Raw genomic sequence first — 18168 nt, 5'->3', positions numbered from 1 at the left:
CATCTCCTACTAGTCGTATACAGGCGTCAGCGCGTGACGGCGGCGAGGGATTCCCGGGCGGCCGCGGCGACGTTCTCGCCGGTGAAGCCGAACTCGCGGAACAGGACCTTCGCGTCCGCCGAAGCGCCGAAGTGCTCCAGCGAGACGATCCGGCCGGCGTCCCCCACGTACCGGTACCAGGTCAGGGCGATGCCCGCCTCGACGGCCACGCGCGCCTTGACCGACGGCGGCAGAACGCTGTCCTTGTAACCCTGATCCTGCTCCTCGAACCACTCGACACACGGCATCGAGACCACACGGGTCGGAATTCCGGCCGCCTGGAGCTCCTCGCGCGCCTCGACGGCGAGCTGGACCTCGGAGCCCGTACCGATCAGCACGACCTGCGGCTCGCCGCCCTCGGCGTCGAACAGGACGTAGCCGCCCTTGGCCGCGTCCTCGTTCGCCTCGTACGTCGGCACGCCCTGGCGGGTCAGCGCCAGCCCGTGCGGGGCGCCCTCGCCGAACACCTTGGTGTAGCGGCGCAGGATCTCGCGCCACGCGATGGCGGTCTCGTTGGCGTCGGCCGGGCGCACGACGTTGAGGCCCGGGATGGCACGCAGCGAGGCCAGGTGCTCGACCGGCTGGTGGGTCGGACCGTCCTCGCCGAGGCCGATCGAGTCGTGCGTCCACACGTAGGTCACCGGCAGGTGCATCAGCGCGGACAGGCGCACGGCGTTGCGCATGTAGTCGGAGAACACCAGGAAGGTGCCGCCGTAGACGCGGGTGTTGCCGTGCAGCGCGATGCCGTTCATGGCGGCGGCCATGGCGTGCTCGCGGATGCCGAAGTGGATCGTGCGGCCGTACGGGTCCGCCTCCGGCAGCGAGTTGCCCGCGGGGAGGAACGACGACGTCTTGTCGATCGTGGTGTTGTTCGAACCGGCCAGGTCGGCGGAGCCGCCCCACAGCTCGGGGATGATCCCGCCGAGCGCCTGGAGCACCTTGCCGGACGCGGCCCGGGTGGCGACACCCTTGCCCGTCTCGAAGACCGGCAGGCTGTCCTCCCAGCCCTTGGGCAGCTCGCCCGCGGCGATCCGGTCGAAGTCGGCGGCGCGCTCGGGATTGGCGGCGCGCCAGGCGTCGAAGCCCTGCTGCCACTCGGTCTTCGCCTCGCGGCCCCGGTCCAGGGCGCGGCGGGTGTGCGCGATGACCTCGTCGGCCACGTCGAAGGACTTCTCGGGGTCGAAGCCGAGCACCTTCTTGGTCGCGGCGACCTCGTCGTCGCCGAGCGCCGAGCCGTGCGACGCCTCGGTGTTCTGGGCGTGCGGGGCGGGCCAGGCGATGATCGAGCGGGCCGCGATGAACGACGGGCGCTCGGTCTCGGCCTTGGCGGCCAGCAGCGCGCGGTAGAGGCCCTCGGGGTCCAGGTCGCCGTTGGGCAGCTGGTCGACGCGCTGGACGTGCCAGCCGTACGCCTCGTAGCGCTTGACGGTGTCCTCGGAGACCGCGGTCTCCGTGTCGCCCTCGATGGAGATGTGGTTGTCGTCCCACAGCAGGACCAGGTTGCCCAGCTTCTGGTGGCCGGCCAGCGAGGACGCCTCGGCCGAGATGCCCTCCTGGAGGCAGCCGTCACCGGCGACGACCCACACCATGTGGTCGAACGGGGAGGTGCCCGGGGCCGCCTCCGGGTCGAACAGACCGCGCTCGTAGCGGGCGGCCATGGCCATGCCCACCGCGTTGGCGACGCCCTGGCCCAGCGGACCGGTCGTCGTCTCGACCCCGGTGGTGTGGCCGTACTCCGGGTGGCCCGGGGTCTTGGAGCCCCAGGTGCGGAACGACTTCAGGTCGTCCAGCTCCAGGCCGTAGCCGGCCAGGTAGAGCTGGATGTACAGGGTCAGGCTGCTGTGGCCCGCCGAGAGCACGAACCGGTCGCGGCCGGTCCAGTCCGCGTCCGCCGGATCGTGCCGCATCACCTTCTGGAAGATGGTGTACGCGGCGGGAGCCAGGCTCATCGCCGTGCCCGGGTGGCCGTTTCCGACTTTCTGTACGGCGTCCGCGGCGAGGACGCGGACGGTGTCCACGGCCCGCTGGTCCAATTCGGTCCACTGGAGGTCTGTGGTGGTCGGCTTGGTGCTCACCCTGAGTCAGGGCTCCTCTCCAACTGTTGTAGACCGGTGACTGTGACCGCACCGGATGCTGTCGAGCCTACCCCCGTCCGTACCCGTGTTTTCCGGCTCCTACCAGGGTGCGGGCGGCCCGCGGAATCCGCCTCCCGTATGAGCGGAAGGGCTCACCGATGGGCTTCTCCGATGAGCGCGGAGACCCACTCCTGGGCGCTCCGAAGAGCGGCCCCGGGCGCGGTTGCGAGGGTCTCGGAAACGGGTCGCGCGAACCCTCCGACACCAGTGCGTCACTCGTGCGTACGAGACGGCCCGCGGCCGGGCCGGGGCGGCCGTCCGCGCCACATCAACACGACCCCACCCCCGCGAAGGGCGGCCTGTCCCCAACGTCTACAGTGGTCGGGTTCGCGCAAGTCTTTACTGGGCCCTCACGCCCGGAGCTTGCTGGGATTTCTCTGTCAGGGGTGTGCGTGACGGCCGTCGAGTCCCGACCCGCAGGGGTCGCCTTGACTCCGAGCCCAGGGGGCCAACGCCCATTCGGGGCCCGTGTCAAGGCATTCGTGGCACTGACCAAGCCTCGGATCATCGAGCTGTTGCTGATCACCACTGTTCCGGTGATGTTCCTGGCCGCTCAGGGTGTACCCGACCTGTGGCTCGTGCTCACTACCACCATCGGCGGCTACCTGTCCGCCGGCGGTGCCAATGCACTGAACATGTACATCGACCGCGACATCGACGCGCTGATGGACCGCACGTCGCAGCGCCCGCTGGTCACCGGCATGGTGAGCCCGCGCGAGTGCCTGGCGTTCGGCATCACCCTCGCGGTGGTCTCGACGGTCTGGTTCGGGCTGCTGGTCAACTGGCTGTCGGCGGCGCTGTCGCTGGGCGCCCTGCTCTTCTACGTCGTGATCTACACGATGCTGCTGAAGCGCCGCACCGCGCAGAACATCGTCTGGGGCGGCATCGCGGGCTGCATGCCGGTCCTCATCGGCTGGTCCGCCGTGACGAACGAGATGTCCTGGGCCGCGGTGATCCTCTTCGCCGTCATCTTCTTCTGGACGCCGCCGCACTACTGGCCGCTGTCGATGAAGGTCAAGGACGACTACGCGCGCGTCGGCGTCCCCATGCTCCCGGTCATCGCGTCCAATCGGGTGGTCGCCCGCCAGATCGTCGCCTACAGCTGGGTGATGGTCGCCGTGTCGCTGCTCCTCACCCCGCTGGGCTACACCGGCTGGTTCTACACGGCCGTGGCGCTGCTGACCGGCGGCTTCTGGCTCTGGGAGGCGCACGGGCTGCTCAGCCGGGCCAAGGCCGGCGTGACGGGTGCGAAGCTCAAGGAGATGCGGCTCTTCCACTGGTCGATCACCTATGTGTCGCTGCTCTTCGTGGCCGTGGCGGTGGACCCCTTCCTGCGGTAGAACCCCTGCTCCGTCCGACGGGCGGGGAGCGTGGCACAAGCCACGCTCCCCGCCCGTCGCCGGTTGATCTACCCGCCGGTAGCATCCTGTCCATGGCAGAGACGGCAGAAGCTGAGACCCAGCAGGTGGACGGCAGGCGGGCGGCGCGCGCGGAGCGCAGGGCGGCCCGGCTGGCCAAGCAGATCGGCGCCTTCGCGAAGGCGCACGGCGGTGCCGAGGGGCAGGTCGCCTATCTCGGGCAGATGGGCGCCCGCATCGTCCTGGTGGGCGAGGACGGCGACTGGGGCGATCTGGTCGCCCCCTCGTACGAGATCGCCGAGAGCGCCGCACGGAAGTCCGGGATCACGCTCCACGAGTCCTTCGACGGCGAGTTCGCGGCGAAGGTGCGCACGGGCCCGTACGAGTGGAGCCGGATGGCCGGCATCCAGGTCGGCGGCCCGTCCAACGCGGCCTGACACCGGAAACGGACCGGGGCTCCCGCTCCGACGGCGTACAGCCGTGGAGCGGGAGCCCCGGTCCGTTTCCGGTGCGCGCGCCTCAGCCAGCCGCGGCGGGCTCCGCCTGCTCGACCGCCGGTGCCGGCACCCCGGCGACGGCCACCGGCCGCTCCCGCAGCGACAGCAGGACGCGTACGACCCCGATCCACACCAGGCACGAGCCGAACATGTGCACGCCGACCAGGATCTCCGGCGTATCGGTGAAGTACTGCACATAGCCCACGATCCCCTGGCTCATCAGGATCAGGAACAGCTCACGCGTCCGGTGCAGCGGCCCGATCGGCGCGTCCACGGCCTTCAGGACGAACCAGAGCGCGACGGTCAGCGCCACCACGACCCAGGCCAGGTCCGCGTGCAGCTGGGCGACCATCTTCCAGTCGATCGGGATGCGGTGGACGTCGCTGGAGTCGCCCGCGTGCCGTCCGGCGCCGGTGACCACCGTGCCCACGGCGACCAGGAGCCCCGCCGCGACCGCCAGCAGCCAGGCCAGCTGCGCGACCGCCTTGCCGACCAGCGGGCGCGGCGCCTCGTCGCCCTCCCGGATCCGCTGCCAGGTCATCAGGGCGACCGTGAGCAGCGCGGTGGACAGCAGGAAGTGCGCCGCGACGGTGTACGGGTTGAGGCCGACGAGCACGACGATGCCGCCGAGCACCGCGTTGCCCATCACGATCCAGAACTGCACCCAGCCGAGCCGGGTGACGCCGCGGCGCCAGGGCTTCGCCGAGCGGGCGGCGATGATCGCCCAGCCGACGGCCGCGCACAGCACGTACGTGAGCATCCGGTTGCCGAACTCGATGGCGCCGTGGAAGCCCATCGCGCTCGTCGCCGTCAGGCTCTCGTCGGTGCACTTGGGCCAGGTCGGGCAGCCGAGGCCGGAGCCGGTCAGCCGGACGGCGCCGCCGGTCACGACGATGACGACGGCCATCACGACCGCGGACATGGCCGCGCGGCGCACCGTCCTGGGCTCGGGCGTCCAGCGCTCGGCGATGTAGAGCAGCGGATTGCGCAGGGCTTGAGCGACTTCGGCTCGGGTCAGCTTGGGCACGCGCACCATGGTAGGGCGCCGCTTGTGCAAGCTTTCACGAGGGGGACGAGTTACGCGTAACGGCGACGGAGCGCGGTTGAGGGCTCACTCCCAGCGGAAGAAACGCGCCGCCGCGCCGAGCCCCAGCACCGTCCAGACCGCGAGGATGCCCAGGTCGCCCCACGGCATCCCGGCGCCGTGCTGGAGGACGTCCCGCAGCCCGTCCGAGAGGGCCGCGATCGGCAGCAGGCCCAGCACCGACTGCACCGCGTCCGGGAACTTCTCCAGCGGCACGATCACCCCGCCGCCCACCAGGAGGAGCAGGAAGACCAGGTTGGCCGCGGCGAGCGTCGCCTCCGCCTTCAGCGTCCCGGCCATCAGCAGCCCGAGCCCCGAGAAGGCGGCGGTCCCCAGCACCAGGAGCAGCAGCACGGCGAACGGGTTGCCGTGCGGCGACCAGCCGAGCGCGAAGGCGATCACCGTCAGCAGGACCACCTGGAGGACCTCGGTGACCAGCACGGACAGGGTCTTCGCGGTCATCAGCCCCCAGCGGGGCAGCGGCGACGCGCCGAGCCGCTTGAGCACCCCGTAGCGCCGCTCGAAGCCGGTGGCGATGGCCTGGCCGGTGAAGGCGGTCGACATCACGGCCAGCGCCAGCACGCCGGGCGTGAGGAAGTCGACCGGCTCGCCCGCGCCGGTGTCCACGATGTCCACGGAGCTGAACAGCACGAGGAGCAGCGTCGGGATGACCACGGTCAGCAGCAGCTGCTCGCCGTTGCGCAGCAGCATCCGGGTCTCCAGCGCGGTCTGCGCGGCGATCATGCGCGGCAGCGGGGCCGCGCCCGGCCGGGGGGTGTACGTACCGGCGCTCATGCGCGCAGCTCCTTGCCGGTGAGTTCGAGGAAGACGTCCTCGAGGGTGTGGCGCTCGACGGAGATGCCGGAGGGCATCACGCCGTGCTGCGCGCACCAGGAGGTGACGGTGGCCAGCAGCTGCGGGTCGATGTCGCCGGTGATGCGGTACGTGCCGGAGCTCAGCTCGTCCGCCTGCGTGCCGTCGGGCAGCGCCTTGAGCAGCGAGCCGAGGTCGAGCCCGGGGCGGCCGGTGAAGCGCAGGGTGTTCTCGGCGCCGCCCCGGCACAGGGCCTCGGGGGAGCCATGGGCGACGATCCGGCCGGCGTCGATGACGGCGACCTCGTCGGCCAGCTCCTCCGCCTCGTCCATGAAGTGGGTGGTGAGCACGGTGCTCACGCCGTCGGCGCGCAGTTCCCGGACCAGGTCCCAGGTGGAGCGGCGGGCCTGCGGGTCGAGGCCCGCGGTGGGCTCGTCCAGGAAGACCAGCTCGGGCCGTCCGACGACCGCCATGGCCAGGGCGAGCCGTTGCTGCTGGCCGCCGGAGAGCCTGCGGTAGGAGGTCCGGCCGCAGGAACCGAGGCCGAGCCGTTCGATCAGGGCGTCGACGTCGAGCGGGTGGGCGTGCAGCTTGGCCATGTGGCGGAGCATCTCGTCGGCGCGGGCGCCGGAGTAGATGCCGCCCGACTGGAGCATCACGCCGATCCGGGGGCGCAGCCGTGCGGCGTCGGCGACGGGGTCGAGGCCGAGGACCCGGACGGTTCCGCCGTCGGGGCGGCGGTAGCCCTCGCAGGTCTCGATGGTGGTGGTCTTGCCGGCGCCGTTGGGGCCGAGTACGGCGGTGACCGCGCCGGCCGGGATCTCCAGATCGAGGCCGTCCACCGCGGTCTTGTCGCCGTACCGCTTCACCAGGCCGCTGATCCGGACGGCCGGGCGGGGCTCGCTGTTCATGGCAGACGAGTGTAGGCAGCGGCCGGGGCCGACCCCGTCCCGGGGCCGGATTAGGTAACCCTAAGTGATGGAGAGCACCGTTGATCGTTTCGGACCGTGGTTGTCACGGCCGGAGGAATTACGCAACAATGGCGTTGTGAAATACGCGGGCGAGGCTCCTCAGGAGGAACTCGCGACCGGTGAGCGCTCGACGCGCAACCGTGTCGCGCGGTCCATCCTGGACCACGGCCCGTCCACCGTCGCGGAGCTGGCGAAGCGGCTGGGGCTCACCCAGGCCGCCGTCCGGCGCCATCTCGACGCGCTCGCCTGCGACGGCGTGGTCGAGGCCCGCGAGAAGCGGGTGTACGGGGCGCGGACCCGGGGCCGTCCGGCCAAGGTCTTCGCCCTCACCGACTGCGGCCGGGACGCCTTCGACCAGTCCTACGACACGCTCGCCGCGGACGCCCTGCGCTGGATCGCCGAGACCGCGGGCGACGAAGCGGTCATGGCGTTCGCCCGGGCCAGGACCGCCGAGCAGTCGGCGGCCTACCGCGCGGCGATCGAGGCCGCGGACCCCGAGGCGCGTACGGAGGCGCTGGCCAAGGCGCTGTCCGCCGACGGGTACGCTGCTACGGCGCGCAGCGCGCCGGGCCCGCAGCAGGGTGAGCAGCTGTGCCAGCACCACTGCCCGGTCGCGCACGTCGCCGAGCAGTACCCGCAGCTGTGCGAGGCGGAGACGGAGATCTTCTCCAGCCTCCTGGGGACCCATGTGCAGCGTCTGGCCACCATCGCCCACGGCGACGGGGTGTGCACGACGTACATTCCGCGCAGCGGACACCCCACCCCACAGACCACCGATTCAGCATCTGCAAGCACGGCCGGGAGGAACCCCGCATGACGCTCCCCACGGAGACTGCCCACCCTGAGCTCGAGGGGCTGGGCACGTACGAATTCGGCTGGGCCGACTCCGACGCGGCAGGCGCGGCGGCCAAGCGCGGCCTCTCCGAGGCTGTCGTCCGCGACATCTCGGAGAAGAAGAACGAGCCCGAGTGGATGCTGAAGCTGCGGCTCAAGGGCCTCAAGCTGTTCGGCAAGAAGCCGATGCCGAACTGGGGCTCCGACCTGTCGGGCATCGACTTCGACAACATCAAGTACTTCGTCCGCTCGACGGAGAAGCAGGCGGCCTCCTGGGACGACCTGCCCGAGGACATCAAGAACACCTACGACAAGCTCGGCATCCCGGAGGCGGAGAAGCAGCGCCTCGTCGCCGGTGTCGCCGCGCAGTACGAGTCCGAGGTCGTCTACCACCAGATCCGCGAGGACCTGGAGGAGCAGGGCGTCATCTTCGTCGACACCGACACCGCGCTGAAGGAGCACGAGGAGCTCTTCAAGGAGTACTTCGGCACCGTCATCCCGGTCGGCGACAACAAGTTCGCCTCGCTGAACACGGCCGTGTGGTCCGGCGGCTCGTTCATCTACGTGCCCAAGGGCGTCCACGTGGACATCCCGCTCCAGGCGTACTTCCGTATCAACACGGAGAACATGGGCCAGTTCGAGCGGACGCTGATCATCGTGGACGAGGACGCCTACGTCCACTACGTCGAGGGCTGCACGGCCCCGATCTACTCGTCCGACTCGCTGCACTCCGCCGTGGTCGAGATCATCGTGAAGAAGGGCGGCCGCTGCCGCTACACGACGATCCAGAACTGGTCGAACAACGTCTACAACCTGGTCACCAAGCGCGCCGTGGCCTACGAGGGCGCGACCATGGAGTGGGTCGACGGCAACATCGGCTCCAAGGTCACCATGAAGTACCCGGCCGTCTACCTGATGGGCGAGCACGCCAAGGGCGAGACCCTGTCCATCGCCTTCGCGGGCGAGGGCCAGCACCAGGACGCCGGCGCCAAGATGGTCCACATGGCCCCCAACACCTCGTCCAACATCGTCTCCAAGTCGGTGGCGCGAGGCGGCGGCCGCACCTCCTACCGCGGTCTGATCGAGATCGGCGAGGGCGCGCCGGGCGCGAAGTCCAACGTGCTGTGCGACGCGCTGCTGGTGGACACGATCTCCCGGTCCGACACCTACCCGTACGTGGACGTCCGCGAGGACGACGTGTCGATGGGCCACGAGGCGACCGTCTCCAAGGTCTCCGAGGACCAGCTCTTCTACCTGATGAGCCGCGGCATGACGGAGTTCGAGGCCATGGCGATGATCGTGCGCGGCTTCGTCGAGCCGATCGCCAAGGAGCTCCCGATGGAGTACGCCCTGGAGCTCAACCGGCTGATCGAGCTGCAGATGGAGGGTTCCGTCGGCTGATCCGCCGCCGAACGCGTCCTCGAAGAGTTCTTGACTGAGAAAGCGAGCACTACGACAGCCATGGCTGAGGCTCAGAACATCCCCGCGGGGTCCACCACCGCCGGTTCCATCGCGGTGGCCGCGGAGTCGACCGTCGCCACGCGCATGAGCGCGCCCCCGTCCTTCGACGTCGCGGACTTCCCCGTCCCGCACGGCCGCGAGGAGGAGTGGCGGTTCACCCCGCTGGAGCGGCTGCGCGGTCTGCACGACGGCACCGCCGCCGCCACCGGCAGCGGTGTGAAGGTCGCCATCGAGGCCCCCGCGGGCGTCGTGGTCGAGACCGTCGGCCGCGACGACGCCCGGCTGGGCAGGGCCGGCAAGCCGGTCGACCGGGTGGCCGCGCAGGCCTACTCGTCCTTCGAGCAGGCCCACGTCGTCACGGTGCCGAAGGAGGCCGTGCTGACCGAGCCGATCCGGATCGCCGTGCACGGCGAGGGCGGTGTCGCCTACGGCCACCAGGTCGTGGAGCTGGGCGCCTTCGCCGAGGCCGTCGTCGTCATCGACCACACCGGCGACGCGGTGCTCGCCGCCAACGTCGACTACGTCCTGGGCGACGGCGCCAAGCTGACCGTCGTCTCCGTGCAGGACTGGGACGAGCGCGCGGTCCACGTCGCCCAGCACAACGCGCTGGTCGGCCGGGACGCCTCGTTCAAGTCCGTCGTCGTCACCTTCGGCGGCGACGTGGTCCGGCTGCACCCCCGGATCGCGTACGCGGGCACCGGCGGCGAGGCCGAGCTGTTCGGCCTGTACTTCACCGACAAGGGCCAGCACCAGGAGCACCGCCTCCTGGTCGACCACAACACCCCGCACTGCAAGTCGAACGTGGCCTACAAGGGCGCGCTCCAGGGCGACGAGGCGCACGCGGTGTGGATCGGCGACGTGCTCATCCAGGCCGCCGCCGAGGGCACCGACACCTACGAGATGAACCGCAACCTCGTCCTCACGGACGGCGCGCGGGTCGACTCCGTGCCGAACCTGGAGATCGAGACCGGCGAGATCGTCGGCGCCGGCCACGCCTCCGCGACCGGCCGGTTCGACGACGAGCAGCTGTTCTACCTCCAGTCCCGCGGCATCCCGGCCGAGGAGGCCCGCCGGCTCGTCGTGCGCGGCTTCTTCGCCGAGCTGGTCCAGCAGATCGGCCTTCCGGACGTCGAGGCCCGGCTGCTCGACAAGATCGAGGCCGAGCTGGAGGCGTCGGTCTGATGGCCTTCGTCAAAGCCTGTGCGCTGAGCGAGCTGGAGGACGACACCCCCAAGCGGGTGGAGCTCGACGGCACGCCGGTCTCCGTCGTCCGCACCGAGGGCGAGGTGTTCGCGATCAACGACATCTGCTCGCACGCGAACGTCTCGCTGTCCGAGGGCGAGGTCGAGGACTGCTCGATCGAGTGCTGGCTGCACGGATCGAGCTTCGACCTGCGCACCGGCAAGCCGTCCGGCCTTCCCGCGACGCGCCCCGTCCCCGTATACCCCGTCAAGATCGAAGGGGACGATGTGCTCGTCTCCGTCACCCAGGAGTCCTGAGTCACCCATGGCAACGCTTGAAATCCGCGACCTGCACGTCTCCGTCGAGGCCGACAACGCCACGAAGGAGATCCTCAAGGGCGTCGACCTGACCGTGAAGCAGGGCGAGACCCACGCCATCATGGGCCCCAACGGGTCCGGCAAGTCCACCCTCGCGTACTCCCTCGCAGGTCACCCCAAGTACACGATCACCAGCGGCACGGTGACCCTGGACGGCGAGGACGTCCTGGAGATGTCCGTGGACGAGCGGGCCCGCGCCGGCCTGTTCCTCGCCATGCAGTACCCGGTCGAGATCCCCGGTGTCTCGGTCTCCAACTTCCTGCGCACCTCCGCCACCGCCGTCCGCGGCGAGGCCCCCAAGCTGCGTACCTGGGTCAAGGAGGTCAAGGAGACGATGGCCCAGCTCCAGATGGACCCGGCCTTCGCCGAGCGCAACGTCAACGAGGGCTTCTCCGGCGGTGAGAAGAAGCGCCACGAGATCCTCCAGCTGGAGCTCCTCAAGCCGAAGGTCGCCATCCTGGACGAGACCGACTCCGGTCTGGACGTCGACGCCCTGCGTATCGTCTCCGAGGGCGTCAACCGCGTCCGCGAGACCGGCGAGGTCGGCACCCTGCTGATCACGCACTACACCCGGATCCTCCGGTACATCAAGCCCGACTTCGTGCACGTGTTCGCCAACGGCCGGATCGCCGAGTCCGGCGGCGCGGAGCTGGCCGACAAGCTGGAGAACGAGGGCTACGAGGCATACGTGAAGGGTGGCGCTGCCGCGTGACATATCTGCCGGGCCTCCTCGACACCGAGGCGATCCGCAAGGACTTCCCCCTCCTGGACCGCACGGTCCACGACGGCAAGAAGGTCGTGTACCTGGACAGCGCGGCGACCTCGCAGAAGCCGCGCCAGGTCCTCGACGCCCTCAACGAGTACTACGAGCGCCACAACGCCAATGTGCACCGGGGCGTGTACACGATCGCGGAGGAGGCCACGGCGCTGTACGAGGGCGCCCGTGACAAGGTCGCCGCCTTCATCAACGCGCCCAGCCGCGACGAGGTCATCTTCACGAAGAACGCCTCGGAGTCGCTGAACCTCGTGGCCAACATGCTCGGCTGGGCCGACGAGCCCTACCGGGTCGACCACGAGACCGAGATCGTCACCACGGAGATGGAGCACCACTCCAACATCGTTCCCTGGCAGCTGCTCTCGCAGCGCACGGGCGCGAAGCTGAAGTGGTTCGGCATCACCGACGACGGCCGGCTCGACCTGTCCAACATCGACGAGATCATCACCGAGAAGACGAAGATCGTCTCCTTCACGCTGGTCTCGAACATCATGGGCACGCACAACCCGGTCGAGCAGATCGTCCGCCGCGCCCAGGAGGTCGGTGCGCTCGTCTGCGTCGACGCCTCCCAGGCGGCCCCCCACATGGTGCTCGACGTGCAGGCGCTCCAGGCCGACTTCGTGGCGTTCACCGGTCACAAGATGGTCGGCCCGACCGGCATCGGCGTGCTCTGGGGACGGCAGGAGCTCCTGGAGGACCTGCCGCCGTTCCTGGGTGGCGGCGAGATGATCGAGACCGTGTCGATGCACTCCTCGACCTACGCCCCCGCGCCGCACAAGTTCGAGGCCGGTACGCCCCCGATCGCCCAGGCCGTCGGCCTCGGCGCGGCCGTGGACTACCTCTCGGCGATCGGCATGGAGAACATCCACCGCCATGAGCAGGCCATCACCGCCTACGCGGTGAAGCGCCTCCTCGAAGTGCCGGACCTGCGGATCATCGGTCCGGCCAGCGCGGAGGACCGCGGCGCGACGATCTCCTTCACGCTCGGCGACATCCATCCGCACGACGTGGGGCAGGTGCTGGACGAACAGGGCATCGCGGTCCGGGTCGGCCACCACTGCGCCCGCCCGGTCTGCCTGCGGTACGGAATTCCTGCGACGACGCGAGCGTCGTTCTATCTGTACTCCACGCCCGCCGAGGTCGACGCCCTGGTGGACGGCCTGGAACACGTCCGGAATTTTTTCGCCTAGACGCGGCTGGGGATTGACTCGTGAAGCTGGATTCCATGTACCAGGAAGTGATCCTGGACCACTACAAGCACCCCCACGGGCGCGGTCTGCGGGACGGCGACGCCGAGGTGCACCACGTCAATCCGACGTGTGGTGACGAGATCACGCTGCGGGTGCGGTACGACGGCGAGACCATCGCCGACGTGAGTTACGAGGGCCAGGGCTGCTCCATCAGCCAGGCCAGCGCGTCCGTGCTGAACGATCTGCTGGTCGGCAAGGAACTGGGCGAGGCGCAGAAGATCCAGGCCGCGTTCCTGGAACTGATGCAGTCGAAGGGGCAGCTGGAGCCCGACGACGCGATGGAAGAGGTGCTGGAGGACGCGGTCGCGTTCGCCGGCGTCTCCAAGTACCCGGCCCGGGTGAAATGCGCGCTGCTGAGCTGGATGGCGTGGAAGGACGCGACGGCGCAGGCGCTGTCCGAAGGGAAGACCGCATGAGCGACAACGAGACCGTGACGACCAAGCCGGCCTCCGAGGAGGAGGTCCGCGAAGCGCTGTACGACGTGGTCGACCCCGAGCTGGGCATCGACGTCGTCAACCTGGGGCTGATCTACGGCATCCACATCGACGACGCCAACATCGCCACCCTCGACATGACCCTGACGTCCGCGGCCTGTCCGCTGACCGATGTCATCGAGGACCAGGCGAAGTCCGCGACGGACGGCATCGTCAACGAGCTGCGGATCAACTGGGTCTGGATGCCGCCGTGGGGTCCGGACAAGATCACGGACGACGGCCGCGAGCAGCTGCGCGCGCTGGGCTTCAACGTCTGAGCGTCCGCGTTCCGCGTACGACCCCGTGCGACCGAAACGGCCCCAGCATCCGCCGGGGCCGTTTCGGCGTTGTCGCCGTGGGGAGTGCCGGGCAGACTGTGCCCATGGCTCTTCGCTTCTACCAGCTCGCTGTCGATGCCCACGATCTGCCCGCACAGGCCCGCTTCTGGTGTGCCGCCCTGGACTGGCGGGTGCTCTACGAGGACGCGGACGAGATCGTCATCGGAGCCGACGAGGCCGCGCTGCCCGGCATCTGCTTCTTGCCTGTGCCCGAGGACAAGGCGGTCAAGAACCGGCTGCACATCGACCTCTCGCCGGACGACCAGGCCGCCGAGGTCGAGCGGCTGATCGGGCTCGGCGCCCGGCGCGTCGAGGTCGGCCAGCCGTCGGACGTGACGTGGGTGGTGCTGGCCGACCCGGAGGGCAACGAGTTCTGCGTACTGCGCCCGAAGAAGACGCTGACCGACTGACGCCGGGGCGCCGGGGCCGCTACGCCGCGTACGGCGGTGGTACGGCGGCGGCCTCGGTGAGGACCGGCGCCAGGTCCTCGGTGCGGATGCGCCGGTCCACGTACAGCAGCCCGGTCACCAGCGGCGGGAACACCGCGACGATCAGCTGGCTCACCAGCTGGCCGAGCACTCCGACGACCAGGTAGCCGCCGAGTGCGGTGATGATCGCGGCCGGGTGGGTGTTCTCGTCCAGGGCGGCGCCGCCCAGCGCGCCCGTGAACATGCCGAGGAAGCTGAACGGCAGCTGGATGACGTAGCCCGCCACGGAGGCGATCATGCTCGCGAGCAGCGTCATCCCGCAGATCCGCCACCAGTCGCCGCGTACCAGCAGGGCCGAGCGGCGCATCGATGCCACGGGCCCCTGGTTCTCGAACACGGCGGCCGAGGGGGCGAGCGACAGCCGCACCCAGAGCCAGAGGGCCAGCGGGATGAAGGCGAGGAAGCAGATGGCGCCCACGACGATCAGTGCCACCGCGCCCCCGCCGCCGTCCGTGGCGACCGCGGCGATGATGCCCCCGGTGAGCGCGGCGATCGCCAGCACCATCGGCACCATGGTGATCAGCCCGGTCAGCAGCAGCGTGCCGATCACCGCGGGCGTCCGCGCCCAGGCCCGCCGCCAGACCGCGGAGAACGTCGTCGGCCGGCCCAGCACCGCCTCCTGGAGGACCGCCGGCACCGCCGCGTAGACCACGGCCGAGGCGATCACCATCGCGAGGAACCCGAGCAGCACGACCACGCCGAACGCGACGAGCACGGGCACCACGTCCCCCGAGGCGGCGCTCTCGCCCTCGTCCAGCGCGAACAGCCGGTCCAGATGGTCCGAGACCGCCGCGTACGCGACGGCGACCGCGGCGCCCACCACGACCAGTGCCCCGCCGTACAGCGCCGCGCCCACCGCGAAGAGCTGCTTGCCGTAGCGGCCCAGCGTCGAGAACGCGCCGTTGAACACGTCCCCGAGCTTCAACGGCCCCAGGGGTATGACCCCCGGCTTCGGCGGCATCCAGCCACCACCACCCCAGCCGCCCCACCCTGCGTCCTGCGCCACTGCCGCTCCCGCCCGTCTGTTCGATCATGTACTGAACGGACTACGGTAGCGGCAAGGCGTTACGTACACTTGTACACATGGGATACGGACTGCTCGCCGCGGCCATCGCGGCGGAGGTGGCGGGGACGACCGCCATGAAGTACAGCGAGGGATTCACCCGGCTGTGGCCCTCGCTGATCACCGTCGCCGGTTATCTGCTGGCCTTCTCCCTGCTCGCCCAGACCCTCAAGACCCTCTCCGTCGGCACCGCCTACGCGATCTGGGCGGGCGTCGGCACCGCGGCCGTGGCCCTCATCGGGATGTTCTTCCTCGGGGAGTCCGCGAGTCCGCTCAAGGCGCTCGGCGTCGTGCTGGTCATCGCCGGTGTGGTGGTGCTCAACCTGGGCGGGGCGCACTGATGGCGCGGCGGTACGACCCCGAGCGGCGGGCCCGGATCATCGACGCGGCGATCCGGGTGGTCGGCGAGCGGGGGATCGCCGGGCTGAGCCACCGCTCCGTCGCCGCCGAGGCCGATGTGCCGCTGGGCTCCACCACGTACCACTTCGCCTCCCTGGACGAACTGCTCGTCGCCGCCCTGCGCCGGACCAACGAGAACTTCGCCGCCGTGCTGCGCGAGAGCCCCGCCCTCGCCGACCCGGAAGCGGACCTCGCCGCCGAACTCGCCCGGCTGCTGGGTGAGTTCTTCGCGGGCGGCCGGGGCCGGGCCGAGCTGGAGTACGAGCTGTATCTCGCCGCCGTGCGCAGGCCCGCGCTGCGCCCGGTCGCCACCGAGTGGGCCGACGGCGTGACCGCCCTGCTCCGCCCCCGCACCGACCCGGCGACCGCGCGGGCCCTGGTCGCCCTGATGGACGGCATCTGCATCCAGGTGCTGCTCACGGGCGGCGCGTACGACGAGGCGTACGCACGGGAGATGCTGGGGCGGGTCGCGGGGTGACGGAATCCGGCGGCGGTCAGCGGCCGGCCGTGTCCTTCACCGCCGCCAGGGCCGCCCGCACGCTGTCCTCGATGTCGGTGACCGGGTACAGCACTTCGCGCACCGTGCGGTCCCGGTCCACCACCAGGGTCAGCCGCTTGGCGCGGACGGTCCCGCCGGCGCGGAACGTCGGCAGGCGCAGCGCGGCGGTCAGTTCCAGGTCGGCGTCGGAGAGGAGCGGGAAGCGCATCCGCTCCGCCTCGGCGAACGCCGCCTGCTCGTCCGGACGTTGCGTGGAGACACCGCGGACGGCCGCGCCCGCCGTCGTGAAGTCGGCCAGCCGGTCGCGGTAGGTGCACGATTCGAGCGTGCAGCCGCGGGCGCCGGGGATGCCGGACCAGCCCGGTGGATAGGACTCCTGGCGGGCGTAGGCGCCGGGAAAGAAGTACAGGACGGTGTACGGGGTGTCCGCCACCGGGTCCCGGCGGTCGCCGTCGGCGCCCGGCAGGGCCAGGTCGGGCACGCGCGTTCCGCGCAGCGCGTGCACGCGTGCGGCCTCCCGTGAGGACTCGTCCGTGGTCGCCATCGTCTCCCCGTCTCCCATCACCCAGGCGTCGCCCCAGTCCTGGAGCGCGATCAGTACCGGCAGCAGGGCGCGGCCGCGCGGGGTCAGCCGGTACTCGTACCGCACCGGCCGCTCCTGGTACGGCTCGCGGGAGAGCACCCCCGCCTCGACGAGCAGCCGCAGCCGTTCCGTCAGGACCTTGCGCGAGACGCCGAGTTCGCGTTGGAGCGCGTCGAACCGGTGCACTCCGCGCGCGGTGTCCCGCACGATCAGCAGGGTCCACCAGTCGCCGACCACGTCGAGCGCCTGCGCGATGGCGCAGTCGGCGTCGGCCTGGCTGATGCGCTGGGACATGGGGCCTCCCTCGGTGGTCAGGGCTGCCATTCAACTTCATCGGGCCGCGTTGACCTGCGGAATCCATGCTGCCATAGTCAGTTCCCAAAAGGAACTCACTCGGTTGTTCCGTGGGGGAGGGTGTTCGGATGGGGATGCTGCAGGGTGTGCCGCGCACGGTGCGGCTGCTGGCCTTCGGGGCGTTCTTCAACGCGGTGGTGAGCTTCACCTTCGTCTACCTCTTCGTCTATCTGACGGGCCCGCGCGGGCTCTCCGTCGCCCAGGCCGGGCTGCTCACCGGCATCGGCGGCACCGGTCTGGTCGCGGGGAACTTCACCGGCGGCTGGTTCGGCGACCGCTACGGACACCGCCGGATGCTGCTGCTCGGCGCCGGCGTGAGCGGCGCCGTGCTCGTCACCCTCCCGCTGCTGCCGCTCGCCGCGCTGTACGCCGCACTGCCGCTCGCCCAGTACGCGAGCGGCGTCGTGCGGGCCGCCAACTCCGCGCTGGTGGCCGTCTCCGTCCCGGAGGGCGGCCGGCGCCAGAGCTTCGCCCTGACCCGCTTCGCCTCCAACGGCGGCTTCACCCTCGGGCCGCCCGCCGGAGCGCTGATCGCCGCCCGCTTCTCGTACGACTGGCTGTTCCTCGCCGACGGTGTGGGCACCCTGCTCTTCGCCTGTTACGCGGCCCGCATCCTCCCCGCCCGGGGCACCGCGCACTCCCGCCCCGCGCCCCCGCCGCCCGGCGCCCCGGGGCTGTGGCGCGCACTGCGGGCCAGGCCCGCCGTGCCGGTCCTGCTCGCCGCGATCGTCTGCGTGGACGTCGTCTACCGCCAGCAGTACTCCACCCTCCCGGTCTTCCTCGCGGACCACGGGCACGGCACCGCGTTCTACGGCTGGCTCGTCGCCGTGAACGGCGGGGTCATCCTCTGCCTGGAACTGCCCGCCGCCCACGCCCTGCGCGCCCGCGCCCCGCTGGGCATCATCGGCGCCGGACTGCTGCTGGTCGCGGCCGGGTACGCGCTGCTGATCCCGGGCGCCGGGGCCGGGTACGCCGTCCTCATGATGGTCTCCCTCACCCTCGGCGAGATCCTGTACAAGACCCCGGCCACGGCGTACGTCGCCGACCAGGCGCCGGCCCACGCGCAGGGCCGCTTCCAGAGCCTGTACGCGGGCGCCTCGATCAGCGGCCAGGTCCTGGCCCCGCTGCTGGGCGGCGCCCTGTACGCCACCGCGCCCGCGCTGCTCTGGCCCGCCTGCGCGGTCCTGGCGGGCCT

The 18168-nt window shown here is 70.6% G+C and carries 20 protein-coding genes; 14 read left to right on the top strand and 6 right to left on the bottom strand.

What is annotated here, in order from left to right:
* Positions 1-26 precede the first annotated feature (26 nt).
* Positions 27-2114, bottom strand: coding sequence for a transketolase (gene tkt, locus G3I41_RS18680; protein ID WP_164401356.1), 2088 nt, complete (start codon positions 2112-2114; stop codon positions 27-29).
* 446 nt (positions 2115-2560) lie between these two features.
* On the opposite strand from tkt, the gene G3I41_RS18675 reads away from it, so the two are divergent.
* Entirely contained in the window at positions 2561-3514 is a 954-nt protein-coding gene (locus G3I41_RS18675; RefSeq protein ID WP_164401355.1) for a heme o synthase, read from the top strand.
* Between the two features lie 92 nt (positions 3515-3606).
* Positions 3607-3969, top strand: coding sequence for a hypothetical protein (locus G3I41_RS18670; protein WP_164401354.1), 363 nt, complete (start codon positions 3607-3609; stop codon positions 3967-3969).
* An 82-nt stretch (positions 3970-4051) separates the two neighbouring features.
* On the opposite strand, the gene G3I41_RS18665 is transcribed toward G3I41_RS18670, so the two are convergent.
* The 3 genes from G3I41_RS18665 to G3I41_RS18655 form a co-directional block, all read right to left on the bottom strand.
* Entirely contained in the window at positions 4052-5065 is a 1014-nt protein-coding gene (locus tag G3I41_RS18665) for a COX15/CtaA family protein (protein WP_164401353.1), read from the bottom strand.
* A 75-nt stretch (positions 5066-5140) separates the two neighbouring features.
* Complete coding sequence (locus G3I41_RS18660; RefSeq protein WP_164401352.1) at positions 5141-5908, bottom strand: ABC transporter permease; 768 nt, start codon at positions 5906-5908, stop codon at positions 5141-5143.
* Complete coding sequence (locus tag G3I41_RS18655; RefSeq protein WP_164401351.1) at positions 5905-6837, bottom strand: ABC transporter ATP-binding protein; 933 nt, start codon at positions 6835-6837, stop codon at positions 5905-5907. Before G3I41_RS18655 ends, G3I41_RS18660 begins: the two co-directional genes overlap by 4 nt.
* A 136-nt stretch (positions 6838-6973) precedes the next feature.
* On the opposite strand from G3I41_RS18655, the gene G3I41_RS37460 reads away from it, so the two are divergent.
* From G3I41_RS37460 to G3I41_RS18610, 9 genes are all read left to right on the top strand, one after another.
* Positions 6974-7714, top strand: a complete 741-nt coding sequence (locus tag G3I41_RS37460; RefSeq protein WP_164401350.1) for a metalloregulator ArsR/SmtB family transcription factor — start codon at positions 6974-6976, stop codon at positions 7712-7714.
* Positions 7711-9132 carry a Fe-S cluster assembly protein SufB gene (gene sufB / locus G3I41_RS18645; protein WP_018104622.1) on the top strand — a complete coding sequence of 474 codons (1422 nt, stop codon included), beginning with the start codon at positions 7711-7713 and terminating at the stop codon, positions 9130-9132. The genes G3I41_RS37460 and sufB overlap by 4 nt, the downstream gene beginning before the upstream one ends.
* A 60-nt stretch (positions 9133-9192) precedes the next feature.
* The gene (gene sufD, locus G3I41_RS18640) at positions 9193-10374 is read left to right on the top strand and encodes a Fe-S cluster assembly protein SufD (RefSeq protein ID WP_164401349.1); all 1182 of its coding nucleotides are present in this window, start codon (positions 9193-9195) and stop codon (positions 10372-10374) included.
* Positions 10374-10691, top strand: a complete 318-nt coding sequence (locus G3I41_RS18635; protein ID WP_018555702.1) for a bifunctional 3-phenylpropionate/cinnamic acid dioxygenase ferredoxin subunit — start codon at positions 10374-10376, stop codon at positions 10689-10691. Before sufD ends, G3I41_RS18635 begins: the two co-directional genes overlap by 1 nt.
* A 7-nt stretch (positions 10692-10698) precedes the next feature.
* Positions 10699-11463 carry a Fe-S cluster assembly ATPase SufC gene (gene sufC, locus G3I41_RS18630; protein WP_073968339.1) on the top strand — a complete coding sequence of 255 codons (765 nt, stop codon included), beginning with the start codon at positions 10699-10701 and terminating at the stop codon, positions 11461-11463.
* Positions 11460-12716 carry a cysteine desulfurase gene (locus G3I41_RS18625; protein WP_164401348.1) on the top strand — a complete coding sequence of 419 codons (1257 nt, stop codon included), beginning with the start codon at positions 11460-11462 and terminating at the stop codon, positions 12714-12716. Before sufC ends, G3I41_RS18625 begins: the two co-directional genes overlap by 4 nt.
* A 20-nt stretch (positions 12717-12736) precedes the next feature.
* The gene (gene sufU, locus G3I41_RS18620) at positions 12737-13192 is read left to right on the top strand and encodes a Fe-S cluster assembly sulfur transfer protein SufU (protein ID WP_164401347.1); all 456 of its coding nucleotides are present in this window, start codon (positions 12737-12739) and stop codon (positions 13190-13192) included.
* Positions 13189-13527: a metal-sulfur cluster assembly factor gene (locus G3I41_RS18615; RefSeq protein ID WP_018104628.1), complete on the top strand. Its 339-nt coding sequence runs from the start codon at positions 13189-13191 to the stop codon at positions 13525-13527. The genes sufU and G3I41_RS18615 overlap by 4 nt, the downstream gene beginning before the upstream one ends.
* A 104-nt stretch (positions 13528-13631) precedes the next feature.
* Positions 13632-13997, top strand: coding sequence for a VOC family protein (locus G3I41_RS18610; RefSeq protein WP_164401346.1), 366 nt, complete (start codon positions 13632-13634; stop codon positions 13995-13997).
* A 19-nt stretch (positions 13998-14016) separates the two neighbouring features.
* Here G3I41_RS18610 and G3I41_RS18605 read toward each other — a convergent pair whose 3' ends face one another.
* Positions 14017-15036: a hypothetical protein gene (locus G3I41_RS18605; protein ID WP_164401375.1), complete on the bottom strand. Its 1020-nt coding sequence runs from the start codon at positions 15034-15036 to the stop codon at positions 14017-14019.
* A 122-nt stretch (positions 15037-15158) separates the two neighbouring features.
* Between G3I41_RS18605 and G3I41_RS18600 the strand changes: the two genes are divergently transcribed.
* On the top strand, positions 15159-15479 hold the full coding sequence (locus G3I41_RS18600) for a multidrug efflux SMR transporter (protein WP_143618885.1): 321 nt from the start codon (positions 15159-15161) through the stop codon (positions 15477-15479).
* Entirely contained in the window at positions 15479-16015 is a 537-nt protein-coding gene (locus G3I41_RS18595) for a TetR family transcriptional regulator (protein WP_164401345.1), read from the top strand. Before G3I41_RS18600 ends, G3I41_RS18595 begins: the two co-directional genes overlap by 1 nt.
* A gap of 16 nt (positions 16016-16031) precedes the next feature.
* Here G3I41_RS18595 and G3I41_RS18590 read toward each other — a convergent pair whose 3' ends face one another.
* Positions 16032-16913, bottom strand: a complete 882-nt coding sequence (locus G3I41_RS18590; RefSeq protein ID WP_164401344.1) for a winged helix-turn-helix transcriptional regulator — start codon at positions 16911-16913, stop codon at positions 16032-16034.
* A 128-nt stretch (positions 16914-17041) separates the two neighbouring features.
* Here G3I41_RS18590 and G3I41_RS18585 point away from each other — a divergent pair.
* Positions 17042-18168 (top strand): MFS transporter (locus tag G3I41_RS18585; protein ID WP_164401343.1); only part of this gene is annotated, 1127 nt, incomplete at its 3' end.

The sequence above is a fragment of the Streptomyces sp. SID9727 genome, from assembly GCF_010550605.1.
In the GTDB taxonomy this organism is placed as follows: Bacteria; Actinomycetota; Actinomycetes; order Streptomycetales; family Streptomycetaceae; genus Streptomyces.
Note: the sequence above shows the minus strand (reverse complement) of the source record. Positions and strands in the feature narration are given on the sequence as shown.